Below are 25,409 nucleotides of genomic sequence, written 5' to 3'. Positions count from 1 at the left end.
TCCCGGTCCCTCCTCAGCCGCCGAAGCGCTGCTCCAGCCGTCGCACCTCCGGCAGCCCGACGAGGTCGGTGAACTCCTCGAAGGACGGCAGCCCCTCCAGCGGGGGGACGCCGTCGCGGTGCAGCGCGGCCAGCAGCGCGCGGATGCCCGCCGTGGCGGCCAGCAGCGTGCCGATCGGGTAGATGACCAGCGCGAAGCCGAGCTCGGCCATCCGCTGCAGGGACAGCGGCGGGGTGCGGCCGCCCTCGGCCCAGTTGAACACCAGCGGCGCGACGCCGTCGAGCGCCGTCGCCACCTTCTCCACGTCGGCCTCCGTGGTGGGGGCCTCCACGAACAGCAGGTCGGCGCCCGCGTCGGCGTAGGCCCGGGCCCGCTCCAGGGCGTCGTCCACCCCGCCGACCGCGACCGCGTCGGTGCGGGCGATGACGACCAGGTCGGGGTCGCGCCGCGCGGCCACCGCGGCGCGCACCTTGCCGGCCATCTCGCCGGCCTCGACCAGCGCCTTGCCGCTCATGTGCCCGCACCGCTTGGGCGTCACCTGGTCTTCGAGCTGGATGCCGGCGACCCCGGCCTGCTCGTACAGCTGCACCGTGCGGACGACGTTGAGCGCGTTGCCGTACCCGGTGTCGGCGTCGGCGATCACCGGGACGTCCACGGCGGCGGCGACCCGGCGGGCGTTGTCGACCATCTCCGCGCCGGTGAGCAGGCCCACGTCGGGGCGGCCGATCAGCGAGGCCGTCGTCCCGAAGCCGGTCATGTAGACCGCACCGAAGCCGGCCTGCTCCACCAGCCGGGCGGACAGGGCGTCGTAGGCGCCGGGTACCAGCAGCGGCTCCGGGGCGGCGAGCAGCTCCCGCAGCCGGGCCCGCGGCGCCGGTACCCCGCCCAGTAGATCCCCCACGTCGGCCCTCCTTGTATGCAGGTGTCCGATACGTCGCGGACAGGCATTGCCGACGACCCCGGAGCGCCCCTAGGTTTGCACACAATCTGCGAGGGGGTGTGACCGCTGACACGTTCGCTGACGTCCGCCGAGCGGGCCCTCGGCACGCTGCGCGCCATGATCATGGGCGGTGACCTGGCCCCCGGCGCGCGGCTGGGCGAGGTCGAGCTCGCCGACCGCCTCGGGGTGAGCCGGACCCCGGTGCGCGAGGCGCTGTCTCGGCTGGCCGCCGAGGGCCTGGTGGAGATCACGCCCAACCGCGGCGCCCGGGTGGCCACCTGGACCCTCGCCGAGCTCGAGGGCGTGTTCGAGCTGCGGTCGGTGCTGGAGCCGCAGCTCACCGCGTACGCCGTCCCGAACGCCACGCCCGCCGACGTCGAGGAGCTCGACGACCTCGCCCGGCGGATGGTCGACACCGGCTGCCCCGGCCCGCGGCAGGACCTCGACGCCCTGGTGCCGCTCAACCGCGCCTTCCACGACCGGCTGGTCGCGCTGGCCGCGCACCCTCCGCTGGCCGCCGCGCTGGCCGCGGCCATCCACCCGCCGATCGTGCGCCGCAACTTCCTCACCTACGACGAGGCCTCGCTGCGCCGCAGCCTGGGCCACCACGGCGAGATCGTCGCCGCCGTCCGCGCGGGGGACCCGGGGTGGGCCCGCGCCGTCATGACCTCGCACATCGCCAACGCCCGCGCCGTGATGGTCCGGGCCGCCCGGCTGCAGACGGCCCGAGGAGAGGACACCGCATGAGCTACCGGCTCGGAGTCGACGTCGGCGGCACCTTCACCGACGTGCTGCTGGTCGACGAGGACAGCGGCGCCACCTGGCGGGCGAAGACCGCCTCGACGCCGGTCGACCAGGCGGTCGGGGTGCTCACCGGCATCGGGAAGGTGTGCGCCGACGCCGGCATCGCGATGGGCGAGGTGGCGCAGGTGCTGCACGGCACCACGGTCGCCACCAACGCGATCCTCGAGGGCAAGGGCGCCCGGGTCGGCCTGGTCACCACCCGCGGGTTCCGCCAGGTGCTGCAGATCGCCCGCTCCTTCGTCCCCGGCGGGCTGGCCGGCTGGATCATCTGGCCCAAGCCCGAGCCGCTGGCGGACCTCGAGGACACCGTCGAGGTCGACGAGCGGATCGCCAGCGACGGCTCGGTGGTCCGGCCGCTGGACGACGACGACGTCCGCCGGCAGCTGGCGCGGCTGGCCGGCCGGGGCGTGCAGGCCATCGCGGTCTCGCTCATCAACTCCTTCGCCGACCCCGCCCACGAGCGGCGGGTCGCCGAGCTGGCCGCCGAGCTGCTGCCCGGTGTCCCGGTGTCGCTGTCCTCGGACGTGCTGCCCGAGCTGCGCGAGTACGAGCGGACGCTGACCACGGTGGCCAACGGCTACGTGCAACCGCAGGTGGCCCGCTACGTGCAGCACCTCTCCGCCGGGCTGCGCGAGGGCGGCGTCACCGCGGAGCTGGCCGTCCTGCGCAGCGACGGCGGGCTGCAGTCCGCCGACGCCGCGGTCGCCGCGCCGGTCACGATGCTGCTGTCCGGCCCGGCCGGCGGGGTCACCGGCGCGGTGTGGGTGGCCGAGCAGTGCGGCCACCGCGACCTCATCACCTTCGACATGGGCGGCACGTCGACCGACGTGGCGCTCGTCCGCGACCTCCGCCCGCGGATCGGCCGGGAGACCAAGGTCGGCGACCTGGCGGTGCGCGCCTCCAGCGTCGACGTCCGGACCGTGGGCGCCGGCGGCGGCTCGATCGCGCACGTGCCGCAGCTGACCCGCGCGCTGCGGGTCGGCCCCCAGTCCGCCGGCGCCGACCCCGGGCCGGCCGCCTACGGGCGGGGTGGCACCGACCCGACGGTCACCGACGCCGACGTGGTCCTCGGCTACCTGCCCTCGTCGCTGGCCGGCGGGGAGATCACCCTGGACGCCGAGGCGTCGCGGGCCGCCGTCGGCAAGGTGGCCGAGGCGATGGGGCTGGAGTCCCCCGAGGCCGCCGCCGCGGGCATCGTCGACATCGTCAACGAGAACATGCTCGGCGGGCTGCGGCTGGTCTCGGTGCAGCAGGGCTTCGACCCGCGCGACTTCGCCCTGGTCGCCTTCGGCGGCGCCGGCCCGCTGCACGCCAACGCCCTGGGCCGGCTGACCGGCGCCTGGCCGGTGATCGTCCCGCCTGGGCCCGGGCTGCTCTGCGCGCTCGGCGACGCGACCACCAGCCGGCGCGACGAGTCCGCCCGCACCGTGCTGCGCCGCCTGGGTCAGCTCACCGACGCCGAGCTGGTGGCGATCCTGCGCGAGCTGGCCGACGAGGCCGGGCAGCGGCTGGCCGGCCAGGGGCTGGCGCGGGCCGACCAGACGGTCGGCTACCAGGTCGACGTGCGCTACTCCGGCCAGGGCTTCGAGATCCCGGTGTCGGTGGACCCGTCCTGGCTGGAGGGAGGGGACGCGCTCGCGCGGCTGGGGGCGGCGTTCGACGCCGAGCACGACCGGCTGTTCTCCTTCCTGCTCGACGTCGACCACGAGCTGGTCAACGCCCGCGCCACGGTCACCGGCCCGCGCCCCGACGTCGCCCCGGTGCACCTCGACCCCGGGGACGGCGACCCGGCGGCGGCGCTGGTCACCGAGACCCGGGTGTACGTCGACGGCGGGCACACCACCGCCGGCGTCTACGACCGGGAACGGCTGCGGGCCGGCGACGTCGTCCGCGGCCCGGCCATCGTCACCGAGATGGACTCCACGACCCTCGTGCTGCCCGGGCACGCGGCCACCGTGCACCCCTCGGGCTCCCTGCTCATCGAGCCGCTCACCGACGACGCGGAGGGCTGACCCATGGCACGGATCATCGAGACCGCCACCGGCGGGGTCGGGCGGGTCGACGTCGACCCGGTGACCCTCGACCTGATCGAGAACGGGCTGCGCAACGCCCGCTACGAGATGGACGAGGTGCTCTTCCGCACCGCCCTGTCCCCGGGCATCCGCGAGCAGCACGACGAGTTCCCGCTGATCGGCGACCCCGACGGGAAGATGGTCGTCGGCCAGTTCGGCCTGTCCATCCCCGACTTCCTCGACGGCTTCGACGACACCGTCGAGGAGGGCGACGTCCTGCTCACCAGCGACCCGTACGCCTGCGGCGCGGCGATCAGCCACGCCAACGACTGGCTGCTGGTCCTGCCCGTCTTCCACGAGGGCCGGGTCGTGGGCTGGGCGTCGATGTTCGGGCACATGTCCGACGTGGGCGGCAAGACCCCGTCGTCCATGCCCACCGACGCGCGCACCATCTACGAGGAGGGCGTGGTCATCCCGCCCTTCAAGCTCTACCGGAAGGGCGTGCTCAACGACGACGCGCTGCGGATCATCCTCAACCAGGTCCGCATGCCGGACTGGAACCGCGCCGACCTCAACGGCCTGGTCGCCGCCTGCCGCACCGCCGCGCGCCGGGTGCAGGAGATGTGCACCCGCTTCGGCACCGCCACCTACCTGTCCGCGCTGGACGCGCTGCTGCAGCGCAACCACGACGCGATGAAGGTGCTGCTGCAGATGGTGTTCGAGGAGGGCCGCACCCTCTCCTTCACCGACCACATCTGCGACGACGGCGTCGGCAACGGCCCCTACGAGCTGACGCTGTCGCTGACCCGCACCGGCGAGAAGGTGCACCTGGACTTCACCGGCTCCTCGCCGCAGGCCGCCGGGCCGATCAACTACTACATCAACGAGAACCTGACCCGGATGTTCTTCGGGATCTACATGATCACCGTGGCCGACCCGCAGATCCTGTGGAACGACGGGTTCTACCCGCTGGTCGACGTCACCATCCCGGAGGGCTCCTACTGGAAGCCGCGGCACCCGGCGGCGCTCAACGGCCGCAACCACGGCATCGGGCGGGTGTTCGACCTGTTCGGCGGGCTGCTCGGGCAGACCAACCCGGCGCTGCTCAACGCGGCCGGCTTCTCCTCCTCGCCGCACTTCATGTACTCCGGGCACCACTCGTCCGGGGAGCGGGAGGGCGAGTGGTTCCAGCTCTACTCGATCGGCTTCGGCGGCATCCCCGGCCGGCCGCTGGGCGACGGGCCGGACGGGCACTCGCTGTGGCCGAGCTTCGTCAACATCCCCTGCGAGTACCTGGAGTCCTACTACCCGCTGCGCATCGAGAAGTGGGAGACCGTCGCCGACACCGGCGGCGCGGGGCTGCACCGCGGCGGCAACGGCGTGGACGTCGCCTACGTCTTCGCCGAACCCGGCGAGATCGCCATCCACGACGACCGCTGGCTGACCTACCCGTGGGGCGTCAACGGCGGGCAGCCCGGCGCCCGCGGCCGCAAGTGGGTGGAGCGCGCCGACGGCACCCGCGAGGTGCTGCCGAGCAAGTGCCACGGCGTGCCGGTGCACCCCGGCGACGTCCTGCACTTCGTCACCTGGGGCGGCGGCGGGTGGGGCGACCCGCTGGAGCGGGACCCGGAGCTGGTGGCCCGGGAGGTGCGGCGCGGCCTGGTCACGCCCCGCGGCGCCGAGCGGTACGGGGTGGTCGTCACCGAGGACGGCGAGGTCGATGCCGGGGCGACCGAGACCCTGCGCGACCAGCTGCGTGCCGACCGCCCGGCCGAGCTGCCGGTCTTCGACATGGGGCCGCCGATCGAGGAGCTGCTGGCCCGCTGCGAGGAGGAGACCGGGCTGCCCGCGCCGCGCCGTCCGGTGTGGGCGGCGGGATGAGCGCCCCGGGGCCGCACGGCCCGGCGTTCTCCGGCCGGGTGGGCTGGGGGAGCCGGCCGGCCGTGCTCGTCGTCGACCTGTGCCGGGCCTACACCGAGCCGGACGGGCCGTTCGCCCTGCCCGACCCGGGTCCGGCGGTCGAGGCGGCGTCCGCGCTGGTCGAGGCGGCGCGCGGGTCCGGGCGGCCGGTCGTCTGGACCGCCGTCCGGTACGCCGCGGGGCTGGCGGACGGCGGGTGGTTCGTGCGCAAGGTGCCGGCGCTGGCCGCCTTCGCCGAGGACGCCCCCGGCGACTGGGGGGCGCTGACCCTGGAGCCCGGGCCGGGAGAGCCGGTCGTGGTGAAGCAGTACGCGTCGGCGTTCTCCGGCACGTCGCTGGCGTCGACCCTGCACGCGGCCGGGGTCGACACGGTGGTCGTCGCCGGGGTCTCGACGTCGGGCTGCGTGCGGGCCACGGCCATGGACGCGCTCAGCTCCGGCTTCCGGCCGCAGGTGGTGCGCCAGGCGTGTGCCGACCGGAGCCCGGCGCTGCAGGACGCCAACCTGGCCGACCTGGACGCCAAGTACGCCGACGTCGTCGACCTGCCCGAGGCGCTGGCCCACCTCTAGACCGCGGCGCCGCCCGGCTGCTCCCCCTGGCGCCGGGCGGCGCCGCTCCACCTGACGGACGTCAGCGCCGCGCCGCGCCAGGCCGGGACCGCCGATGGCGGACGAGGATGGCGGTCGTGCCGAGGACGAGTGCGGGGCTGCTGCTCTACCGGTTCGGCGCGGACGGCGCGGTCGAGGTGCTGATCGGGCACATGGGCGGGCCGTTCTGGGTGCGCCGGGATGCCGGCGCGTGGTCCATCCCCAAGGGCGAGCACGGCCCCGACGAGGAGCCGCGGGAGGTCGCGCTACGGGAGTTCGCCGAGGAGATCGGCGTGCCGGCACCGGTCGGCGACCTGGTGCCGCTCGGGGAGGTCCGCCAGTCCGGCGGCAAGCGGCTGACCGCGTGGGCGGGCGAAGGGGACCTCGACGCGAGCGCCGCGGTGAGCAACACCTTCCCGATGGAGTGGCCGCCGCGCTCGGGCCGGGTGCAGGACTTCCCCGAGATCGACCGGGCCGCCTGGGTGGGGGTCGCCGTGGCGCGGGAGAAGCTGGTGCGCGGCCAGGTGCCGTTGCTGGACCGGCTGCTCGCGCTGCCGGTCGTGCAACGGTTCGGCGACGACTCGTCCCACTGACCACACCGGCCACGGTCCGGGTGCGCGGTGCTGGCACCTTCCCGGCAGGCGCGGTCACCGGACCCGCCGAGCTGCGAGGGAGGTCGCCATGTCGGCGTGTGCCACGTGCGGGGCGGTCCGCCAGCAGGGCCGGTTCTGCGTCGGCTGCGGCACGGCGCTGCGGCCGTCCGCGCCGGCGCGTCCCCGGTCGCCGCTGGCCGACGAGCCCACCCAGCCGGTGCTCCGCCTGGACCGCCCGTCGCGTCCGGCCGTGCCCAGCCGCTGAACGAGCCGGGGACTGCGTGACCCGGTTCACAGCAAGCAATACGCTTGCTGGAGTTAGCGGACGGCTCTGGCGGGGCACACAGGAGTCATGGCTGACAACACCAAGATCATCAACCAGCTGCGTGCGCTCGTCCTGCTGACCCAGACCGAGGAGCAGGTCGCCCGCACCCGCATCTCCCAGGCCCGCACCGAGGCCGTCCGCCGTGAGCTGACCCAGAACGCCGACCACGCCGCGGAGCGGGTCCGGGCCATCACCGACCAGCTGCGCGCCCTCGGTGGCGTGCCGGACGTGGTGACCCCCGCCCTGGGCCGGCTGTCCGCCGTCCTCAAGGCCGGTTTCGAGCAGGTCGAGCCGCTCGAGGAGGCCCTGCTGCAGGACCTGTCCCTGGAGCACCAGCTCAACGACCGCGCCACCTACCTCAAGGTGCTGGCCGAGCAGGCCGAGCTGCCCCGGGTCCGGGCGCTGGCCGAGCGCCTGCAGACCGCGCACAAGGCCACCATCGAGTGGCTGACCGTCGTCCTGGCCGAGGAGGCCATGGGCGGGCCCGCCGCGCTGCAGGCCACCGCGTTCCAGCGGGTCGCCGGCACCGCCGCCCGCGCGGCCAACGCCCCGGTGCGCTTCTGGGCCAACCGGGTCAACGAGGTCGTCGAGTCGGTGCAGCAGCGCCGCGAGGAGGCCGGCGAGCGGCTGAGCGAGGCCGGCGACAAGGCCTCGTCGTTCACCGACGCCGTCCGCGAGACCCTGACCGTCGGGCGCAGCGCCGCCCTGCGCCGGGCCGAGCGCATCGCCCGTCGCGAGGGCAACCGGGAGGCCGCCCAGGCCGCCCGCACCGCCCGCGAGGAGCTCGGTGACGTGAGCGCCGACGAGCTGCCCATCAAGGGCTACGACTCGCTGTCGACCCAGGACGCCGTCAAGGCCGTCAAGGAGCTCCGCACCGCGCACGACATCCGCGTGATCATCCGCTACGAGGAGACCCACAAGAAGCGGACGAGCATCGTCAACGCCGCTCAGGCCCAGGTGGCCGCGCTGGCCAAGGAGGCCGTGGGCGTCGACGCCTGAGTCACACCGCCTGCGCACGAGGGCCTGCTCCCGCACCGGGGGCGGGCCCTCACGCGCGTCCGGGAGCGGCACGTGCGCGCCCGGACGCGCTGGGTCCGGGCTCGCGGACGGCGGGAGATCTCGGTCGCACCGGGTTTGACCCGCCGACGCACGGGGGGATGGCAGGCCGCATGGACATCACACCGGAGGTCCTCGACCGGGAGTTCTCCCTGACGACGGCCGTCACGCGCCTGGACTTCCTGAGCCGGCGGGACTCCGGGGCCACCACCCTGAACACCGTCGTGGACGTCGACGCCGACGACTGGGCCTCGATCAAGGACACCACGACCTCCCTCGACGTCGCCGAGTCCCTCGAGCTGCTCGCCCTGGGCGAGGTCGTCGCCCGCCGTGCGCGCGACAGCGAGCTGACCGGCTTCCGGGCCGCCCTGCGCGGCGGGGCGTCGTGGGAGCAGGTCGCCGCGGCCCTGGGCGTCCGCCCGGAGGAGGCGTGGGCGCGCTACCACGAGCTCATCGAGCGCCAGGAGCGCTCGCAGACCCTCGACGCCGAGGCGGCCGAGGCCGCCCGCGAGCTCGCCGGCACGCGGCCGAGCTGAAGAAGGACCCCGCCCTCCCCACGCCTCGCGGGACCCGGGACGTGGCCGGGGTCAGTGGACCTCGACGCCGCGCCAGAAGGCCACCCGGCCGGTGATCTCCCGGGCGGCGTCCTTCGGCTCCGGGTAGACCCACGCCGCGTCGGGGTTGGTCTGCCCGTCGACCTCGAGGGTGAAGTAGGAGGCGGTGCCCTTCCACGGGCAGACCGTCGTGGTCGCCGAGGGGCGCAGCACGTCGTCGCGCACCGCCTCCCGCGGGAAGTAGGCGTTGCCCTCGACCGTGACGATGTCGTCGGACTCGGCGATGACGGTGCCGTTCCAGGTGGCTGTGGTCATGGCACGCCGAACGCGGCGGCCGGCCGGCGGCATTCCGCGGCCGGCCCCGGCGCCCGGGGGTGTCAGCGCCGCAGCAGGGCGAAGGTGGCGACGGCGTGCGCGAGCGCCTCGCCGTCCTGCTCGACGTCGGCCTCGCAGACGGTCAGGTGCGCCCCGCGGGTGCGCAGCCGGGCGGTGACCGCGAGCGGGCCGGGCTTGCCCGGGCGCAGGTAGGTGACGGTGAGCTGGCTGGTCGCGGGCACCTCGCCGTCCCCGGTCGTGGTCCGGATGGCCTGGCCCATCGCGGTGTCCACCAGGGTGGCGACCACCCCGCCGTGCAGCGTGCCGGCCGGGTTGAGGTGCTCCTCGCCCACCTCGAAGGCGATCCGCGCGCCGCCGTCGTCGGCGTCCTCGACCTGCGCGCCGATCCGCTGGGCGAAGCCGCCCGCCCCGCTGTGTCCGCTCATGCCCGGCGCGCTACCCGCTCCGCCGGGGTCCGACGCGCCGGTGTGCGGCTGCGGTGACCGGACCCCCCGGTCTCGTAGAGTCCGCCTGTCCCGGCGTCACGGGGGCGCCGGGGGGCGGGCGTCAGGCCGGGTCGCGGCGCATCGGGACGTGCGGGATGCCGTCCTCGACGTAGCCCGGGCCGCTGCGCCGGAAGCCGAACCGGGCGTACCAGCCCTCCAGGTGGGCCTGCGCGCCCAGCGTGACCGGGGCCTGCTCGCACAGCGTGATCCCGACCTCCACCAGCTGCGCCGCGAGGCCCCGGCCGCGGTGCGCGGGTGCGGTGACCACCCGCCCGATCGCCCGGGTGGCGCCGTCGTCGAGCACCCGGATGGCGGCGGCGACGCCCCCGGCGTCGTCCTCGAGCCAGACGTGCACGGTGCCGGGCTCCAGGTCCCGGCCGTCCAGCTCCGGGTAGGGGCACTGCTGCTCCACGACGAAGACGTCGACCCGCAGCCGGCACAGCGCGTAGACCTCCGCGCCGGTCAGCTCGGCGAAGCGGGCGGTGCGCAGGCGAGGGGGTGCGGTCACGCACGCAGTTGTAGCCGACCGCGGGGGCACCACCGGCGACCGCGCGTGGTACACCTGTGCTGAGGTCAGGCTTGCCTATCTTCCGTTCGCCATCTCTCCCAGGAGCGTCGTGACCAGGCTCGTGCGCACCACCGCGACCACCCTGTCCGCCCTCACCGCCGCCGGGGTGCTCGCCGGGTGCGGGTCCGACGCGGCGGCCGCCGAGACGCTGACGGTCTACAGCGCCCAGCACGAGAGCCTGGTGCGTACCATGCTCGAGGGCTTCACCGAGGAGACCGGCATCGCCCTGGAGTTCCGGGACGCCAACGACGCGGAGCTGGCCAACCAGATCGTGCAGGAGGGCGAGGCCAGCCCGGCCGACGTCTTCCTCACCGAGAACAGCCCCTCGATCGACGTCCTGGACCGCGCCGGCCTGCTCGCGCCGCTGGAGCAGTCGACGCTGGACCAGGTGGGCGAGCAGTTCCGGCCGTCGTCGGGCAACTGGACCGGCTTCGCCGCCCGCTCCACCGTGCTGGTGCACAACCCCGCGCAGCTGCCCGCCGACCAGGTCCCGGCCTCGATCATGGACCTCGCCGACCCGGAGTGGGAGGGCCGCATCGGCATCGCCGCCGGCGGCGCGGACTTCCAGGCGATCGTCGCCGGCGTCCTGGCGCTGCGCGGCGAGGAGGAGACCCGCGCCTGGCTGGAGGGGCTGGAGCGCAACGCCGACGTCTACCCGAGCAACACCGCGGTCATGGTGGCCGCCGACGAGGGCGAGATCGACGCCGGCGTCATGTACCACTACTACTGGTACCGCGACCAGGCCGAGAACGGGCTGCAGGGAGACGACGCCGAGCTGCACTACTTCCGCAACGCCGACCCCGGCGCCTTCCTCAGCGTCTCCGGCGCCGGCGTGCTGGCCTCCTCCGACCAGCCCGAGCAGGCCCAGCAGCTGGTCGCCTACCTGACCGGCGAGGCGGCCCAGCGGCGGCTGGCCGAGAGCACCGCGCTGGAGTACGCCGTGGCCACCGGCGTCCCCTCGGCCGAGGCGCTGCCGCCGCTGGAGGAGCTGCAGGCGCCGGAGGTGGACCCGGGCGCGCTGGACCAGGAGCGGGTCACCGAGCTGATGCAGGACGCGGGGCTGCTCTGAGCGCACCCGCGGCACCGGCGACCGCCCCGGGGACCCCGGCTCGACGAGCCGCCCCGGGGCGGTCGCGTGCCCGCCGGGCGCCGCTGACCCTGCTGGCGGCCGCGGCCGTCGCGCTGCTGGCGCTGCTGCCGCTGGGCTACGTGGTCGTCGCGCTGGCCGACGTCGGCTGGGCCGGCGTCCGCGAGCTGGTGGTCCGCCCCCGGGTGGCCGAGCTGCTGGGCAACACCGCGCGGCTGGTCGGCGGCACGGTGCTGCTGTGCGCCGTCCTCGGCGTCGGGGCGGCCTGGCTGGTCGAGCGCACCGCCCTGCCGGGACGGCGGGTCTGGCACGTGCTGCTGGTCGCGCCGCTGGCCGTGCCGGCGTTCGTGAACAGCTACGCCTGGATCTCCCTGCTGCCCGGCCTGGACACCTACGGCGGCGCGCTGCTGGTGGTCACGCTGTCCTACTCCCCGTTCGTCTACCTGCCGGTGGTCGCCGCCTTCCGCGGCCTGGACCCGGCACTGGAGGACACCGCCCGCGGCCTGGGGCTGTCCGGGTGGGCGGTGTTCCGGCGGGTGCAGCTGCCGCAGCTCCGGGTCGCGCTGCTGGGCGGGTCGCTGCTGGTCGCGCTGCACGTGCTCGCCGAGTTCGGCGCGCTGCAGATGCTGCGCTACCCGACCTTCACCACCGCGATCTACGACCAGTACCGGGCCACCTTCAACGGGCCGGGTGCCACCGCGCTGGCCGGCGTCCTGCTGCTGCTGTGCCTGCTGCTGCTCCTGGCGGAGCTCCGGCTGCGCGGGACCCGCGGGTACGCGCGCACCGGCGCCGGCGTGGCCCGCGGAGGGCGGCCGGTGCCCCTCGGCGCCTGGGCCGGCCCGGCGCTGCTGGCCCTCGGCGGGCTGGTCGCGCTGTCGCTGGCCGTGCCGCTGGGCAGCCTGGCGCTGTGGATGGTCCGCGGCTCGTCGACCGCGGTGTCCCTGCCCGCGTTGGCGCAGACCACCGGGACGACGCTCGGGCTGGCCGCGGTCGCGGCGCTGGTCACCACCGCGATGGCCCTGCCCACCGGCTGGCTCGCCGTCCGCGCGCGCGGGCGGGTGGCCACCCTGCTGGAGCGCAGCACCTACCTGGGCAGCTCGGTGCCGGCCATCGTCATCGCCCTGGCGCTGGTCACCGTCTCCCTCGAGCTGACGCCGTGGGCCTACCAGACGGTGCCGGTGCTGCTGGCCGCCTACGCGGTGCTGTTCCTGCCGCGCGGCCTGGTGCCGGTGCGCGCGGCGATCGAGCAGGCCCCGCCACTCTACGACGACGTCGCCGCCTCGCTGGGCTCCTCGGCCGCCGACCGGCTGCGCCGGGTGACGCTGCCGCTGCTCGCCCCCGGGCTCGGGGCGGGCGCGGCGCTGGTGTTCCTGGCGGTGGTCACCGAGCTGACCGCCACCCTGCTGCTCGCCCCCACCGGGACGACCACGCTGGCCACCGCCTTCTGGTCGGCCAGCAGCGCGCTGGAGTACGGCGCGGCCGCCCCGTACGCGGTGGTCATGGTGCTGCTGTCCGCGCCGGCCACCGTGCTGCTCTCCCGCGAGGCCCTGACCACCCGAGGACGGCTGACGTGAGCTCCCTGACGGTCACCGGTGTGACCCGGTCCTACGGCGGGACGCCGGTGCTCACCGGCGTCGACCTGCACGTGCCCGAGGGCGGCTTCACCGCGCTGCTCGGCCCGTCCGGGTGCGGCAAGACGACGCTGCTGCGGCTGGTCGCCGGCTTCGACGACCCCGACGCCGGCACGATCGAGGTCGGCGGGCGGACGGTCGCCGGCGCCGGCCGCAGCGTGCCGGCCCGCCGCCGCCGGATCGGTTTCGTGCCGCAGGAGGGCGGGCTGTTCCCGCACCTGTCGGTGGCCGGCAACGTCGCCTTCGGCCTGCCGCGGCGGCAGCGCCGGGACGCCGGGCGGGTGGCCGGGCTGCTGGAGCTGGTCGGCCTGGACCCCGCGCTGGCCGGGCGCGCGCCGCACCAGCTCTCCGGCGGGCAGCAGCAGCGGGTGGCGCTGGCCCGCGCGCTGGCGCCGGCGCCGTCCCTGGTGCTGCTGGACGAGCCGTTCTCCGCGCTGGACGCCGGGCTGCGCGAGGAGACCCGGCAGGCGGTCGCCGACGCGCTGGCCGCCGCCGGCGCGACCACGGTGCTGGTCACCCACGACCAGGCCGAGGCGCTGTCGATGGCCGACCAGGTGGCGGTGCTGCGCGGCGGCCGGCTGGTGCAGCTGGCCGACCCACGCACCCTCTACCGCAGCCCGCAGGACCTCGACGTCGCCACCTTCGTGGGGGAGTCGGTGGTGCTCGACGCCGACGTCCGCGGCGGGCGGGCGCACTGCGCCCTCGGCGCGCTCGACCTGGAGCGGAGCTGCGCCGACGGGCCGGCGCGGGTGCTGCTGCGCCCCGAGCAGCTGCGGCTCGGGCCGTCGTCCGGGGCCGGACCGCTCGCCCGGGTCCGCGCCGTCGACTTCTACGGCCACGACGCGCGGGTGCGCCTGGAGCTGCCCTCCGGGGTGGCGTTCAGCGCCCGGCTGGAGGGCCGGGAGCTGCCGGCTGCGGGGGAGGACGTGACGGTCGGCGTGCTGGGGGCGGCCCTGCCGTTCCCGGGCGTCCGGGCCTGAGTGCAGGCTGCCGGTTAGGTGTGCCTAAGCTCACCGGCGTGGACCTCCTCCTCTTCACGGTCGACCCCGCGTGGGGTGCCGACGTGGTCGCCGCCGGGGCGGCCGGGATCGTCGTGGACTGGGAGCGGCGCGGGAAGCTCCGCCGCCAGCTCGGCGAGGGCACCCAGATCAACGACGACACCCCGGCGGACCTGAGCCGCATGCGGGCGGCCACCGACGGGCGGCTGCTGTGCCGGCTCAACGGCTTCGGCCCGTGGACCCCCGGCGAGGTCGACGACGCCGTCGCGCGCGGGGCCGACGAGCTGCTGCTGCCGATGGTCCGCACGCCCGCCGAGGTCGACCGGACCCTCGACCTGGTGGCCGGCCGCTGCGGGCTGGGCATCCTGGTCGAGACGCAGGACGGCGTGGCGTGCGCCACCGAGCTGGCCCGCCGGCCGCTGTCCCGGGTGTACGTGGGCCTCAACGACCTGCGCATCGACCGCGGCGCCGACCAGCTGTTCACGCCGCTGGTCGACGGCACGGTGGACGCCGTGCGGGCCGTGGTGCCCAGCGCCTTCGGCGTCGGCGGCCTCACCCTGCCCGAGGGCGGCGCGCCCGTGCCGGCGGCGCTGCTGGCCGCCGAGCTGGTGCGCTGCGGTGCGGACTTCACCTTCCTGCGGCGGTCGTTCACCGCCGACATGGCCGGGCGCGACCCGTTCGTCGAGGTGCCCCGGCTGCTCGCCGTCCTGGCCGGGATGGCCGCCGCGGACCCGGCCGAGGTGGCCGCGCGGCGGGCCGCGTTCGTGGCGGCGGTGACCGGCCGGGTGCCGGTGGGCGCGTGAGGCTGCTGTCGTGAGGGCGCCGTCGTGAGGGCGCTGGTGACCGGGGCCGGCGGGTTCGTCGGCCGGCACCTGGTCGCCCGGCTGCGCGGTGACGGCTGGGACGTCGTCCCGCTGACCCGCGCCGCCGTCGACCTGACCGACGCCGACGCCGCTGCCCTGGCCGTCCGCGCGGCCGACCCGGACGTCGTCTTCTCCCTCGCCGCGGGCCGCCGGAAGGCCACCGCGGCCGAGCGGGCGGCGACCACGGCGGTCAACACCTCGCCGTGGCTGGTCGACGCGCTGCCTCCGCGCTGCCGGGTGGTCGTGCGGCTGGGGTCCTCCACCGAGTACGCCGCCGCTCCCGTGCCGCTGGCCGAGGACGCCGCACTGCACCCGCGCGGTTTCTTCGGGGCCACCAAGGCCGCCGGCTCGCTGCTGCTGCAGGCCGCGGCCGCCGAGCGCGGGGTGCGGTCGGCGGTGCTGCGGGCCTTCCAGGTGTACGGGCCCGGCGACCACCCGACCCGGCTGGTGCCCGTGGTGCTCGACGCCGCCCGCACCGGGGCCGCCGTCCCGCTGCCGGCGCGGGTGAGCCGGCGGGACTGGGTGTGGGTGGGCGACGTCGTCGACGCGTGCGTCCGTGCCGCGCTGGCCGACGACCTGCCGCCCGGCCAGGTGCTCAACGTCGGCACCGGCGTGCAGACCTCGACCGAGGAGCTGGTCGCGGCCGCCTCCCGGGTGACCGGCCGGCCGATCGCGGTGCGGCCCGGCGGGCACCCGGGCCGCGACTGGGACACCGACTGCTGGGTCAGCGACCCCTCCCTGGCGGCGTCCCTGCTCGGCTGGCGGGCGTCGGTGGACCTCGACGAGGGGCTGGCCCGCACCTGGGCCGCGATCGCGTGAGCGCCGCGGACGGCCGGGTCGCCGTCGTCGTCCCGGTGTACCGCAACGCGGCGACGCTGCCGGAGCTCGTCGACCGGCTGGGGGTCGCGCTGGCCGGGCGGGACTGGCGGGTGCGGCTGGTGGTCGACGCCTGCCCGGCCGGGAGTGCCCAGGTGGCGCTGTCGCTGGTGGGGCCGCGGGTGGCGGTGACCGTGCTGCCGGTGAACGGCGGCCAGCACGCCGCGCTGCGGCGCGGGCTGGCCCTGGAGACGGACGCCGATACCTGGGTGTGCCTGGACGCCGACCTGCAGGACCCCCCGGAGGCCGTGCCGCTGCTGCTCGACCGGCTGGCCGCCGGGGACGTCGAGGCGGTCTTCGCCGGGCGGCGGGGCGCCTACGAGTCGTGGGCCCGGCGGTTCTCCGGCGGGCTGCACCGGCGGGTGGCGGCCCGGCTGACCGGTCTGCCGCCGGACGCGGGCGCCTTCCTCGCGCTCGGCCCGGCCGTGCGGGCCGCCGTGCTGACGTCGGAGGCCCCGAGCATCGTGCTCGCCGTCGGGGTGGCGCGGCGGCCGGTCACCAGCGTGCCGGTGGTGCGGGACGTCCGGCCCGAGGGACGGTCGGCGTGGACGGCGCGGGCCCGGCTGAGCCAGTCGGCACGCTCGCTGGCCTGGGCGGCGCGCCGCCGTTAGCCGCTGTGTCGCTGTGTCGCCGTGTGGCCGGATCGGCGTGTGTTGCCCCGGTCGGCCGCCGTCAACCCCTGCGCCGGATCTGTGGACGGGCGTCTGACCTGCGTATTCACGTTGATCACGGCAGTCTGCCGCGGTAGACTTCGAACACCCGATCGATCAGGTGGGAGGTGTCCGTGTCCGACCCTGTGGGCGAGCTGCTGGCATCGCTGGACACCCTGGCCGCCGAAGACCTGTCGCCGTTGTTCGGCCCCGCCCTGCTGGAGCGGCTGCGCCCGCTGCTGGTGGCCCACAACCGGCTGGCCGCGGAGATCGCCCGCACGGTGGCCGAGTGCGACGGGGTCGGGGCCGCCGACCACGACGGGCTCACGACGATGAGCTCCTGGCTGCGCGGGCACGGGCACCTGTCGCACGCCGAGGCCGCCCGGGTGGTGCGTGCCGGCCGGGCGCTGGCGCACCTGCCGGGTCTGGCGGCGGCCTTCGCCGCCGGAGCGGTGACCGGCGAGCAGGCCGCGGTGATCGGCACGGTCGCCGAGCCGGGCACGCTGGCGCTGGCCGCCGAGCAGGGTGTGGACCTGGCCGCGGTGGACGCGATCCTGACCCGGGTGGCCACCGAGCAGCCCCATCGGGAGACCGCGAGGGCGGTACGGCACTACTGCGACCGCCTGGACGCCGACGGCCCGGAGCCGGACCCCACCGAGGGCCGCCGGCTGTCGATCACCCGGCACGCGGACGGATCGGTCAGCTTCCGCGGTGACCTGGACGCCGTGGGCGGGGAGCGGTTCTGCACCGCGGTCGAGGCCATCGTGCAGGCCGGCCGCTGCGCCGGCGACGACCGCACCCGCACCCAGCAGCAGGCCGACGCACTCGTGCAGCTGAGCGACAACCAGCTCGCAGCAGGCACCCTGCCGACCCTGCGTGGGCACAAGCCGCAGGTGGTCGTGACCATCGACGCCGAGGACCTCGCCGGCCCCGCGACCGGTCCCGGCGCCGCCCGGCTCGCCAGCGGCGCGACCATCTCCGCGGCCCGGGCACGCTGGCTGGCCTGCGACGGCACGATCACGCGGGTGGTGATGGGCCCGGACGGCCGTCCGCTGGACTACGGCCGCGACGCCCGGCTGTTCCCGGCGCACGTGCGCCGCGCCGCGGAGGTCCGCGACGGGGGCTGCGTGTTCACCGGCTGCGGGGCGCCGACCTGGTGGTGCGACGTGCACCACCTGATCGCCTGGGTCGACGGTGGGGCCACCGACCTGGACAACGCCGCCCTGCTGTGCGAGCGGCACCACACCAAGGTCCACCACGGCTTCCGCGTCGAGCGGCAACCCGACGGCAGGTGGCACACCTGGCGCCCCGACGGCACCGAGATCCGCACCGGGCCACGCGTCACCGGATCCGGCAGCACCGGACCACCGCTGACCGGCGCTGCCTGACCGCCGCACCCGCCGCCGAGCCGCACGACCGTCGAGGTCGTGCGGCCCGGCGTGCGTGCCCACCGCCCGTCGAGCCACTGGCCACGGGCTACGGGTTGCGGGTGCGGGTGGCCCGCGGCCGAGTCAGCGACCGGGCTGGCCGGCATCCAGGGTCCCGAGGAGTCGGCGGACCGCTCGTGTCCGGCGGGACGTCCACAGCAGCGGCGCGACAGCGAGCAGACCCAGCGCGCCCGCCAGTGCCCCAACGGCCGGGTCGTGGTCGTTGTCGACAGCGGCGGCTCCCACGGCCGCGGCGACGGCACCGCAGGCCACAGTGATCAGCACGCTGTCCCGGCGCAGTTCACGGAGCATCCGCGACAACCGGGGGACCCACACCTCCGGCCGCGCGCCCCCCGGCAGCTCACCGACGTCGACGGCGTGCTGGGTCTCGCGCAGCGTGGGGTCCGTCGGCTCGAAGAGGGCGATCCAGGCCAACGCCGCTGCCGCCGTCAACCCCACGCCCACGCTGATGGCCGTGCCTGCGACCTCTCCCCAGCTCCACCCGGAACGGTCGATCACGCTGGTGACCGCTTCCCGGCCGCTGCCGACGTAGAGGCCACCAGCGGACACGATCGCCGCCACACGCCTCCAGTACCGGCTCGGCCACAGGCGTCTCATCCGCCGGCTCAGCGCTCCCAGAGTTGGACGACCAGTGCGGTGTGCGACGCGGGGAACTCGTACACCGCGGTGACTTGCAGGCCGGCGTCCTGGAGGATCGCGTCGTCGTCGGAGGGGACCACCTCGCCGCCCACCACCTGCCGTACCAGCCACACCCGGTCCTGCGGCGCGCGGGCGTCCTCCGGCGGCAGGACGACGTCTGGCCGCAGCTGCGCGGCCGACGTCCGGACGTAGTGGTCCAGCCCGGTCGCCGAGCGGAGGTCCGCGGCCACGACCGGCTCACCGGCGACGTGCCGCTCGGTCAGCAGTGCCACCACGTCGTCGGCCCGCTCCCTCGGTCCGCGGTCGACCAGCGGAGCGGTCGCCACCAGCGAGCAGGCCACGAGCAACCCGGCGACCGGCGCCCGCGCGGGCCGCGGCACCGTGAGCGCGCCCACCGCCGCCAGCACCCCGAGCCCGAGCAGCCCGGCCAGCAGGTAGCGGGGCAGGTACACCGGCCGCACCTGCTCGGCCAGGAGCAGCAGCGTCAGCGGCACGAGCAGCCAGCACGCGCCGACCGCCCGCACGCCACGACCGCGCAGCGCACCGAGCACGGCCAGCCCGACGGTCAGCGCGAACAACGGCGCCAGCCCGCCCACCCAGGCCCCGACCGCCAGGTCGGCCAGCCTGCCACCGGTGTCGGGCAGCCAGTCGGCGTTGCGGGCACCGTTGCCGTTGACCAGGTTCACCCCGACCAGCCCGGCGACGGGCAGCGCCGCCGCGGCTCCGGTGAACGCCTCCGGCAGCGCCCGCCGGCCGCGCAGCAGCAGCGCCGCGACCACGAACGCCGCGAGCACGGTGACCGCGTACCAGTGCGCCAGCCCCATCCCGGCGCCGGCCAACCCGAACAGCAGCAGCCCCCGCGGCGGCTCCTGCAGCCGGCGCACCAGCCCGAGCAGCGCGCCGCCGGTCGCCAGCACCGCCAGACCGTAGGGGCGCGCCTCGACGGCCTGCTCCAGCAGCAGCGGGTTGACGGCCAGCACCAGGCCGGCCAGCACCCCCGCCGCCCGCGAGGCCAGCCGGGTCACCGACCGGGTCACCAGGGCCAGCCCGCCGGCCGTGGCCAGCAGCGACAGCACCCGCAGCGAGGTGTCCCCGCCCAGGCCGGGCACCGACGTCCAGGCGTGCACCACCAGGTACCACGGCGCGTTGTAGGACGGCGGCACGGTGGCCAGGTAGCTCGTGGTCCCGCGGCCCTCGACGACCGCGGCGAGGATCTCCGCGTAGGACCGGCGACCCACCTCGGCGGTGAACAGCTCGTCGAACCACAACCCGTGTCCCGGCGCCAGCAGCACCGCGCCGAGCAGGACGACGGCCAGCGGCGGCAGGAGCTCCACCGCCGACCAGCGGGACGGGCGTGCGGCGGCCGGTCCGCGCGGTGCGGACACCTGTTCCGCCGTCGTGCTCACGCCCAGCAGGTTAGGCGACCCTTCCCGGCGTCCCGAGCTGTCACCCGTGCGCCGTAGCGTCCGCGGCCGGCGGGAGGAGGGGCAGCGGTGACCGCAGGTCCGGGGCCGGCACCGCCGCCGTCGTCGGAGACCGTCGCCCGGCGGTTCCGGCGCCAGCCGCGCCGGGACACCGCGCACGAGCTGGCCGTCCGCCGCCGGTTGCACGCCCGCGGCGTCCGCTACCGGACGAGGGCGCGGTTGACGGCCATCGTGCAGGGGCCCGCCGCGAGCTTGCGAGTGGTGGGGGGCACGGTGGTCCTCTACGGGTGGCCAAGCTCGCCGGCAACACCGCCCGCGACCGTCGGACGGACGCCGTGCTGCGCGCGCACGGCTGGCGGGTGCTCCGCTTCTGGGAGCACGAGGACCCCGACGCGGTCGCCGACGCGATCTGCGCAGCCCTCGGCCGGCCGTCGTTCACGCGCCGTTCACCGGTCCCGACACCGTGCCGGGCCACGCGGGTGGGTAGTGCAGCCGGGACGCCCATCCGTCACCGCGGTCAGGAGGACGACGTGTCGATGTGGACCCCGATGGAACCCAACCTCGGCCAGGAGGACGACGGCATCCCCGCGGCCGACCCCGGAGCCGGGGCCCCGCCACCGGCGGACGGCTTCGGGGTCGGCGGCGAGGAGCCCGATCGGCCCGAGGAGCTGCCCGAGGCGGCGACCGGCGGTGAGCCGGCCGACGACCCGCCGTTCCGCACCCCCGACCCCGCCGACGTGTCCCGCGACGGGGGCTGAACGCACACACGGGCCCGGTGGACCGCACGCGCGGTCCACCGGGCCCGTGCGGACGGGTCAGCCCCGGACGAGGGCCAGCAGGCGGTCGACCAGGTCGTAGTGGCCGACCGCCCAGAAGACGACACCGGCGGCCACCAGGCCGCCGACGGTCACCGCCGCCGAGCTGACTGGGTGCTGCCGGGCGTGCGCCCACGTCTCGCGGGCCTTGCGGCGGAAGGTCAGGAAGAACCGCCGGGCCCACTCGAACTCCGTCGACCACACCCACAGCCCGACCAGGATCGGCGGGATGGTCAGCGGCCCGGGCAGCACGGTGAGCGCCAGGCCGAGCAGCACGAACAGCAGCCCCGCGATGAAGACCCCGACCCGGTAGACGATCCCGAGACCCGGCTTCTGCCGGACGCGGTCCCGCCACGACCCGGGCGCGACCGGCCGCGCCTGGCCCAGTCCGTCGGTGCAGTCGGCGCACCGGGTGGCGCCACCGCGGGCAGATGAGTCGCGCGCGGACGCGTCCTGGGTGCTGACGGCGTGCGTCACGGGTCCTCCTGGGTCGGGGCGGGTGGGATGGGGACGGTCAGCGGGAGGCGAGGCCGCGGGCGACCTCGCTCGGCCGCTGCTGCTCACCGGCGTAGGAGCTGACCACCACGATGGCCCCGGTCAGGGCGGGGATGACCCACTGCAGCTGGTCGAGCTTGGCCTGTGCCACGGCCACCTCGGCCTTGGCGCGCTTGCTCGGCTTGGTGCCCGAGCGCGACGGGGTGGCGCCGGCGTCGGAGACGACCTTGCCCAGGGCCCGGCTGTAGGCGGTGACGCCGAGGGCGGCCGCGGTCAGCAGGGTCTTCACCGTGCTCATGCCGGCGACGCCCTCCTGCTGGGACACCCGCGCGCGGTGGGCGAGCAGCTGGCCGACGCTGCCGACCAGGTGGGCGCCGATGGCGGCGGCGTTCACCGGGGTCCACCGGTCCCACCCGGCGTTCGCGACCCGGCCGGCGTCCGAGGCCCCGCCGGCCTCGGCGGCGGCCGGGTTGAGCGCCACCGCGTTGGCCAGCGTGCCGCCGAACCAGGCGGCCAGGCCGACGTCGTGCAGTGAGCGGGACAGGGTGTTGCGGGCCATGGTGGTGCTCCTCCGGAGAAGTGGGATGGACTCCGGGCCGCTCTACCCCGCTTCCCCCGTTCACACTCCGTTGGCTCAGGTGCCGTACCGCACCGCGGCCCGACGGCGGGCCTTGGCCGCCTCCACCTCCCGGTCCCGGGGCGGCGCCGTGGTGACGAGGGTGGCCAGCAGCTGGGCGGAGACCTCGGCCACCTCGGCGACGGCGCGGTCGAAGGCCTCCGCGTTGGCCTGCGACGGCCGGGTGGTCCCGCTGATCTTGCGCACGTACTGCAGCGCTGCAGCGTGCACCTCCTCGTCGGTGACGGGGGGCGCGAAGTTGGCCAGCGGCCGGATGTTGCGGCACATGGGCCGCAGCGTAGGAGGGCATGTCCCGTCCGGGGGGACAGCCGGTCACCGGGGGAGGAGGGGTGCGTGCCAGGGGAGGACGCGGCGGCCGTGCTGCTCGTGGACGCCGCCAACGTGGTCGGCGCCCGGCCCGACGGCTGGTGGCGGGACCGCGCGGGGGCGACGTCCCGCCTGCTGGCCCGGCTGGCGGCGCTGCCGGGGCTGGCCGTACCGGCCCCCGACGGCGGCCACCCGCTGCGGTGTGCCGAGGTGGTCGCGGTGGTGGAGGGCGCTGCCCGCGCCGTGCCCGCCCCGGACGGCGTCACCGTGGTCCGCGCGCCCGGCAGCGGGGACGACGCGCTCGCCGCCTGCGCCACCCGGATCGCCGGGGAGGGGTGGGACCTGATGGTGGTCACCGCCGACCGCGGCCTGCGCGCCCGGCTGCCCGCGGGCGCCACCGTGACTGGCCCGGGCTGGCTGTACGAGGTCCTGCCCGCATGAGCGGCGGAGCGGCCGGGTAGAGCCGCTACACCGATGCGCTGGGTGACCAGCCCGCGCCGCCACCCGCCCCGCCAACCGAGGAGCCGCATGCCGCCGGCCGCGCCGTCCCAGCCCCTGACCGTCCTCGTCACCGGGGCCTCGAGCGGGATCGGCCGGGCCACCGTGCACCTCCTGGCCGGCCGCGGCGCGCGGCTGGTGCTGCTCGCCCGGGGCCGGGCCGCGCTGGAGGACACCGCCGCCGAGGCCCGCGAGGCCGGCGCCGCCGAGGTCGTCGTCTGTCCCGCCGACGTCCTCGACGAGGACGCGCTGCGCACGGCCGTCGACGGGTCGGTCGCCCGCTTCGGCCGCCTCGACGCCGTGGTCCACTCCGCGCAGGTGGTCGCCTACGGCCGGATCGAGGACGTGCCCAAGGAGGTCTACGAGCGCGTCGTGGACACCTCGCTGCACGGCACGGCGAACCTCGCCCGCGTCGTGCTGCCGGTGTTCCGGCGCCAGGGGGCCGGTCACCTGGTCATCGTCAGCTCGCTGCTGGCCTCGGTGGCCACGCCGTTCATGGGCAGCTACATCGCCGCCAAGTGGGGGCAGCTCGGCCTGATCCGGGTGCTGCAGCAGGAGACCCGCGACGTCGCGGACGTGCACGTGTCCGCGGTGGCCCCCGGTGGGGTGAACACCCCGATCTACGCCCAGGCCGGCAGCTACATCGGGATCAAGGGCCGCCCGCCGATCCCGATCTACTCCCCGCAGCGGGTGGCGCGCTCGGTGGTGGCGCGCCTGGAGCACCCGCGGCGGCTGGTGCAGTCCGGCTTCGCCAACCCGGTGGTCATCCTCGGCTTCCGGCTGTTCCCGGCGGTGTACGACGCCCTCGTCGGGCCGCTGCTGCGGGTGTTCGCGCTGGCCGACGACCACCGCACCTCGGCCACGGAGGGCAACGTCTTCCGCTCGGTGCCGGAGGGCAACGCCACCGAGGGGCGCTGGCACGGCCTCTGAGCCCACGGGTCCGCACCGCACGGGTCCGCACCGCACGGGTCCGCACCGCACGGGTCCGCACCGCACGGGTCCGCACCGCACGGGTCCGCACTGCACGGGCCGCACGGGCCCGGGGGCTCACCAGCGGCCCGGGCGGTCGGCCAGGCCCTCCTCGAACGCGGTGACGACCCCGGCCGCGACCTCGTGCAGCTTGACGTTGCGCCGCTGGGAGGCGATCCGCAGCAGGTCGAAGGCCGCCGCCGCGGTGCAGCGCTCCTGCGCCATGAGCAGGCCGACGGCCTGCCCGATGGCGGCCCGGGTGTCCAGGCCGCCGAGCAGCCGCTTCGCGCGATCGTCGCTGCCGGCCACCCGCAGCGCGACGGCCAGCGCGCCGGTGGCCTGCTCCGCCCAGCCGGCCGCGACGGCCTCGTCCTCGGCGGTGAACACCCCCGGCGCGGTGGCGTAGAGGTTCAGCGCGCCGGCGCTGCGGCCCTCGACGTCCAACGGCAGGGACAGCGAGGAACGGACGCCGAGTTCGGCGGCGCGCTCGGGGTAGGGGGCCCAGCGCCGCTCGGTGCGCATGTCCTCGACCCGGACCACCGTGCCGGTGCGCATGGACTCCAGGCACGGTCCGGCGTCCACCTGGTACTGCTCCTCGTCGGCCCGGTCGGCCAGCGGGCCGGTGCTGGCCACGGTGACCCCCGTGGCCGAGCGGGTCAGGGTCAGCCCGCAGGCCTCGGCGTGCGGCACCTGCCGTGCCGTCAACTCCACCAGGTCGCCGAGGAAGGAGCCGAGGTCGCCGCTCGACGCCAGCGAGGCGAGCAACTCCCGCGCGTCCGGTCCCTGCTGCACTGCCGTCCTCCGTCTGCCGCCACACGCTGCCACCGGTCAGTATCTCTCAGCCACGGCCGCCGGTGGGTGGCCGCTGCCGACGGCTGCCCGTCCCGGGCCGGAGGACCGCCGCTCGCGCGCGGATCACGGGGACCCTGCGGTGCGCTCGACGCGGCGGCGGGCGGTGTGCAGCCACGCCGCCAGCCGGTCGCCGTCCCAGGGCCGGCGGCGTCGGGCGGCGGCGGCGAGCAGCCCACGGGGCAGCTCGACCGTGGCCAGCGCGATGCCCGCGGCCCCCGGCCAGTCGCCGTCGCACAGGTGCCGGAGCACCGCACGGGCCCGCCGGACGGCGAAGCGGGGCAGCTGCCGGGGCAGCGAGGGGGCGTGCTGGTGGACGAGCACCTGCGCGGTCCGGGCGTAGTGCCACTCGCGCAGGAACACCCCCGCGGCCGACCGGCCCGACCGGTCGTGGGTGAACCGGGTGGCCGGGACCCGCAGCAGCACGTGCCCGGCCGCGCGCAGCCGCCGGGAGGCGTCGGCGTCCTCGTTGTAGAAGAAGTACAGCGGGTCGAACCCGCCGGCGGCGAGGAACTCCGCCCGGCGCAGCAGCAGCGCCGTGCCGCTGAGCTCCTCGACCGGGTGCGTCGGCCCGGCCGGCGGCGAGTCCTCCCCGGCGCCGTGCACCCCCGGCGCCGCCGCGACCGCCGCCGGGTCGGCGTCCAGGGCGGCGGCGAGGACGCGCAGCACGTCCGGGTCGGGCCGGCCGTCGGAGTTGACCAGCGCGGCGTAGCGGCCGTCGCAGGCGTCCAGGCCGAGGTCCACCGCGCGGGCGAAGCCCAGGTTGCGCCGCGACCGCAGCACGGTCACCCGGGCGTGCCGGTGGCGGGCCAGCTGCGCCCGCGCCGCGGCCGAGGTGGCCGGCGTCGCGCCGTTGTCCACCAGCACCACCCGGCCGCGCCACTCCGGTCCGAGTGCCGCGGCCAGGGCGGCGTGCTGCCGCTCGAGCAGCTCGGGTGGCTCGCGCCAGGCGAGGAGGACGACGTCCACGTCGTCGAGGTCGGCCCGCACGGTCAGCGGCGGTCCGGCGGGGGCACGGCGTCAACCTAGCGGCGCGCACGGGGG

Annotated in this window: 28 protein-coding genes; 17 read left to right on the top strand and 11 right to left on the bottom strand. The window is 76.2% G+C overall.

All coding sequences use genetic code 11. From position 1 onward, the window contains the following. Positions 1–13 precede the first annotated feature (13 nt). A complete protein-coding gene (locus tag RTG05_RS13900; protein WP_166525611.1) occupies positions 14–901 on the bottom strand; it encodes an isocitrate lyase/PEP mutase family protein in 888 nt (295 codons plus the stop codon). A gap of 105 nt (positions 902–1,006) precedes the next feature. Between RTG05_RS13900 and RTG05_RS13895 the strand changes: the two genes are divergently transcribed. From RTG05_RS13895 to RTG05_RS13865, 7 genes are all read left to right on the top strand, one after another. After that, on the top strand, positions 1,007–1,687 hold the full coding sequence (locus tag RTG05_RS13895) for a GntR family transcriptional regulator (RefSeq protein WP_166529144.1): 681 nt from the start codon (positions 1,007–1,009) through the stop codon (positions 1,685–1,687). Further along, entirely contained in the window at positions 1,684–3,756 is a 2,073-nt protein-coding gene (locus tag RTG05_RS13890; RefSeq protein ID WP_166525610.1) for a hydantoinase/oxoprolinase family protein, read from the top strand. The genes RTG05_RS13895 and RTG05_RS13890 overlap by 4 nt, the downstream gene beginning before the upstream one ends. A 3-nt stretch (positions 3,757–3,759) precedes the next feature. Continuing rightward, a complete protein-coding gene (locus RTG05_RS13885) occupies positions 3,760–5,637 on the top strand; it encodes a hydantoinase B/oxoprolinase family protein (protein ID WP_166529143.1) in 1,878 nt (625 codons plus the stop codon). Continuing rightward, on the top strand, positions 5,634–6,245 hold the full coding sequence (locus RTG05_RS13880) for an isochorismatase family protein (RefSeq protein ID WP_166529142.1): 612 nt from the start codon (positions 5,634–5,636) through the stop codon (positions 6,243–6,245). Before RTG05_RS13885 ends, RTG05_RS13880 begins: the two co-directional genes overlap by 4 nt. Positions 6,246–6,361: 116 nt before the next feature. Then, positions 6,362–6,856 (top strand): NUDIX hydrolase, encoded by a 495-nt coding sequence (locus tag RTG05_RS13875; RefSeq protein ID WP_208104952.1) that lies wholly within the window; start codon positions 6,362–6,364, stop codon positions 6,854–6,856. Between the two features lie 352 nt (positions 6,857–7,208). Then, positions 7,209–8,180 (top strand): ferritin-like domain-containing protein, encoded by a 972-nt coding sequence (locus tag RTG05_RS13870; protein ID WP_166529140.1) that lies wholly within the window; start codon positions 7,209–7,211, stop codon positions 8,178–8,180. 170 nt (positions 8,181–8,350) lie between these two features. Beyond that, positions 8,351–8,773 (top strand): hypothetical protein, encoded by a 423-nt coding sequence (locus RTG05_RS13865; RefSeq protein ID WP_166529139.1) that lies wholly within the window; start codon positions 8,351–8,353, stop codon positions 8,771–8,773. 51 nt (positions 8,774–8,824) lie between these two features. On the opposite strand, the gene RTG05_RS13860 is transcribed toward RTG05_RS13865, so the two are convergent. The 3 genes from RTG05_RS13860 to RTG05_RS13850 form a co-directional block, all read right to left on the bottom strand. Continuing rightward, on the bottom strand, positions 8,825–9,106 hold the full coding sequence (locus RTG05_RS13860; protein ID WP_166529138.1) for a DUF427 domain-containing protein: 282 nt from the start codon (positions 9,104–9,106) through the stop codon (positions 8,825–8,827). Between the two features lie 62 nt (positions 9,107–9,168). Further along, positions 9,169–9,552, bottom strand: a complete 384-nt coding sequence (locus RTG05_RS13855) for a PaaI family thioesterase (RefSeq protein WP_166529137.1) — start codon at positions 9,550–9,552, stop codon at positions 9,169–9,171. A gap of 121 nt (positions 9,553–9,673) precedes the next feature. Then, positions 9,674–10,120: a GNAT family N-acetyltransferase gene (locus tag RTG05_RS13850; RefSeq protein ID WP_208104951.1), complete on the bottom strand. Its 447-nt coding sequence runs from the start codon at positions 10,118–10,120 to the stop codon at positions 9,674–9,676. Between the two features lie 109 nt (positions 10,121–10,229). On the opposite strand from RTG05_RS13850, the gene RTG05_RS13845 reads away from it, so the two are divergent. The 7 genes from RTG05_RS13845 (at position 10,230) to RTG05_RS13815 (ending at position 17,673) form a co-directional block, all read left to right on the top strand. Further along, positions 10,230–11,249: an iron ABC transporter substrate-binding protein gene (locus RTG05_RS13845; protein WP_208104950.1), complete on the top strand. Its 1,020-nt coding sequence runs from the start codon at positions 10,230–10,232 to the stop codon at positions 11,247–11,249. A 140-nt stretch (positions 11,250–11,389) separates the two neighbouring features. After that, positions 11,390–12,841 carry an ABC transporter permease gene (locus RTG05_RS13840; protein WP_315911884.1) on the top strand — a complete coding sequence of 484 codons (1,452 nt, stop codon included), beginning with the start codon at positions 11,390–11,392 and terminating at the stop codon, positions 12,839–12,841. Next, entirely contained in the window at positions 12,838–13,878 is a 1,041-nt protein-coding gene (locus tag RTG05_RS13835) for an ABC transporter ATP-binding protein (protein ID WP_166529136.1), read from the top strand. Before RTG05_RS13840 ends, RTG05_RS13835 begins: the two co-directional genes overlap by 4 nt. 38 nt (positions 13,879–13,916) lie before the next feature. Continuing rightward, complete coding sequence (locus RTG05_RS13830) at positions 13,917–14,699, top strand: aldolase/citrate lyase/malate synthase family protein (protein ID WP_315911883.1); 783 nt, start codon at positions 13,917–13,919, stop codon at positions 14,697–14,699. A gap of 24 nt (positions 14,700–14,723) precedes the next feature. After that, complete coding sequence (locus RTG05_RS13825) at positions 14,724–15,578, top strand: NAD-dependent epimerase/dehydratase family protein (RefSeq protein WP_166529134.1); 855 nt, start codon at positions 14,724–14,726, stop codon at positions 15,576–15,578. Beyond that, the gene (locus RTG05_RS13820; protein WP_166529133.1) at positions 15,575–16,246 is read left to right on the top strand and encodes a glycosyltransferase; all 672 of its coding nucleotides are present in this window, start codon (positions 15,575–15,577) and stop codon (positions 16,244–16,246) included. Before RTG05_RS13825 ends, RTG05_RS13820 begins: the two co-directional genes overlap by 4 nt. Before the next feature lie 185 nt (positions 16,247–16,431). Further along, positions 16,432–17,673: an HNH endonuclease signature motif containing protein gene (locus tag RTG05_RS13815; RefSeq protein ID WP_166529740.1), complete on the top strand. Its 1,242-nt coding sequence runs from the start codon at positions 16,432–16,434 to the stop codon at positions 17,671–17,673. Between the two features lie 123 nt (positions 17,674–17,796). On the opposite strand, the gene RTG05_RS13810 is transcribed toward RTG05_RS13815, so the two are convergent. Further along, positions 17,797–18,294 (bottom strand): hypothetical protein, encoded by a 498-nt coding sequence (locus tag RTG05_RS13810; RefSeq protein ID WP_166529132.1) that lies wholly within the window; start codon positions 18,292–18,294, stop codon positions 17,797–17,799. A 44-nt stretch (positions 18,295–18,338) separates the two neighbouring features. Beyond that, on the bottom strand, positions 18,339–19,778 hold the full coding sequence (locus RTG05_RS13805) for a glycosyltransferase family protein (protein WP_315911882.1): 1,440 nt from the start codon (positions 19,776–19,778) through the stop codon (positions 18,339–18,341). Between the two features lie 305 nt (positions 19,779–20,083). Here RTG05_RS13805 and RTG05_RS13800 point away from each other — a divergent pair, with 305 nt between their 5' ends. After that, positions 20,084–20,554 carry a hypothetical protein gene (locus tag RTG05_RS13800; protein ID WP_315911881.1) on the top strand — a complete coding sequence of 157 codons (471 nt, stop codon included), beginning with the start codon at positions 20,084–20,086 and terminating at the stop codon, positions 20,552–20,554. Between the two features lie 57 nt (positions 20,555–20,611). On the opposite strand, the gene RTG05_RS13795 is transcribed toward RTG05_RS13800, so the two are convergent. The 3 genes from RTG05_RS13795 to RTG05_RS13785 form a co-directional block, all read right to left on the bottom strand. Continuing rightward, the gene (locus RTG05_RS13795) at positions 20,612–21,088 is read right to left on the bottom strand and encodes a PGPGW domain-containing protein (RefSeq protein WP_166529131.1); all 477 of its coding nucleotides are present in this window, start codon (positions 21,086–21,088) and stop codon (positions 20,612–20,614) included. 37 nt (positions 21,089–21,125) lie between these two features. Further along, positions 21,126–21,665 (bottom strand): hypothetical protein, encoded by a 540-nt coding sequence (locus RTG05_RS13790; protein ID WP_166529130.1) that lies wholly within the window; start codon positions 21,663–21,665, stop codon positions 21,126–21,128. A gap of 75 nt (positions 21,666–21,740) precedes the next feature. Beyond that, positions 21,741–22,010 carry a DUF2277 domain-containing protein gene (locus RTG05_RS13785; protein WP_166529129.1) on the bottom strand — a complete coding sequence of 90 codons (270 nt, stop codon included), beginning with the start codon at positions 22,008–22,010 and terminating at the stop codon, positions 21,741–21,743. Between the two features lie 66 nt (positions 22,011–22,076). On the opposite strand from RTG05_RS13785, the gene RTG05_RS13780 reads away from it, so the two are divergent. Then, a complete protein-coding gene (locus RTG05_RS13780; protein WP_166529128.1) occupies positions 22,077–22,490 on the top strand; it encodes a hypothetical protein in 414 nt (137 codons plus the stop codon). 87 nt (positions 22,491–22,577) lie between these two features. After that, entirely contained in the window at positions 22,578–23,477 is a 900-nt protein-coding gene (locus RTG05_RS13775; protein WP_166529127.1) for an SDR family NAD(P)-dependent oxidoreductase, read from the top strand. Positions 23,478–23,594: 117 nt separating this feature from the next. Here the strand turns inward: RTG05_RS13775 and RTG05_RS13770 are convergent, their stop codons facing one another. Both RTG05_RS13770 and RTG05_RS13765 read right to left on the bottom strand, forming a co-directional pair. Beyond that, positions 23,595–24,308 (bottom strand): GAF and ANTAR domain-containing protein, encoded by a 714-nt coding sequence (locus tag RTG05_RS13770; protein ID WP_166529126.1) that lies wholly within the window; start codon positions 24,306–24,308, stop codon positions 23,595–23,597. Between the two features lie 123 nt (positions 24,309–24,431). Continuing rightward, positions 24,432–25,355 carry a glycosyltransferase family 2 protein gene (locus RTG05_RS13765; RefSeq protein WP_166529125.1) on the bottom strand — a complete coding sequence of 308 codons (924 nt, stop codon included), beginning with the start codon at positions 25,353–25,355 and terminating at the stop codon, positions 24,432–24,434. Positions 25,356–25,409 lie beyond the last annotated feature (54 nt).

Source organism: Geodermatophilus sp. DSM 44513 (assembly GCF_032460525.1).
Lineage (GTDB): Bacteria > Actinomycetota > Actinomycetes > Mycobacteriales > Geodermatophilaceae > Geodermatophilus.
Note: the sequence above shows the minus strand (reverse complement) of the source record. Positions and strands in the feature narration are given on the sequence as shown.

Excerpts from the sequence above, each read along its gene's own strand:
- RTG05_RS13775 (WP_166529127.1), top strand. The coding sequence starts at position 22,578 with ATGCCGCCGGCCGCGCCGTCCCAGCCCCTGACCGTCCTCGTCACCGGG.
- RTG05_RS13860 (WP_166529138.1), bottom strand. The coding sequence starts at position 9,106 with ATGACCACAGCCACCTGGAACGGCACCGTCATCGCCGAGTCCGACGAC.
- RTG05_RS13855 (WP_166529137.1), bottom strand. The coding sequence starts at position 9,552 with ATGAGCGGACACAGCGGGGCGGGCGGCTTCGCCCAGCGGATCGGCGCG.
- RTG05_RS13785 (WP_166529129.1), bottom strand. The coding sequence starts at position 22,010 with ATGTGCCGCAACATCCGGCCGCTGGCCAACTTCGCGCCCCCCGTCACC.
- RTG05_RS13870 (WP_166529140.1), top strand. The coding sequence starts at position 7,209 with ATGGCTGACAACACCAAGATCATCAACCAGCTGCGTGCGCTCGTCCTG.
- RTG05_RS13865 (WP_166529139.1), top strand. The coding sequence starts at position 8,351 with ATGGACATCACACCGGAGGTCCTCGACCGGGAGTTCTCCCTGACGACG.
- RTG05_RS13790 (WP_166529130.1), bottom strand. The coding sequence starts at position 21,665 with ATGGCCCGCAACACCCTGTCCCGCTCACTGCACGACGTCGGCCTGGCC.
- RTG05_RS13885 (WP_166529143.1), top strand. The coding sequence starts at position 3,760 with ATGGCACGGATCATCGAGACCGCCACCGGCGGGGTCGGGCGGGTCGAC.
- RTG05_RS13880 (WP_166529142.1), top strand. The coding sequence starts at position 5,634 with ATGAGCGCCCCGGGGCCGCACGGCCCGGCGTTCTCCGGCCGGGTGGGC.
- RTG05_RS13890 (WP_166525610.1), top strand. The coding sequence starts at position 1,684 with ATGAGCTACCGGCTCGGAGTCGACGTCGGCGGCACCTTCACCGACGTG.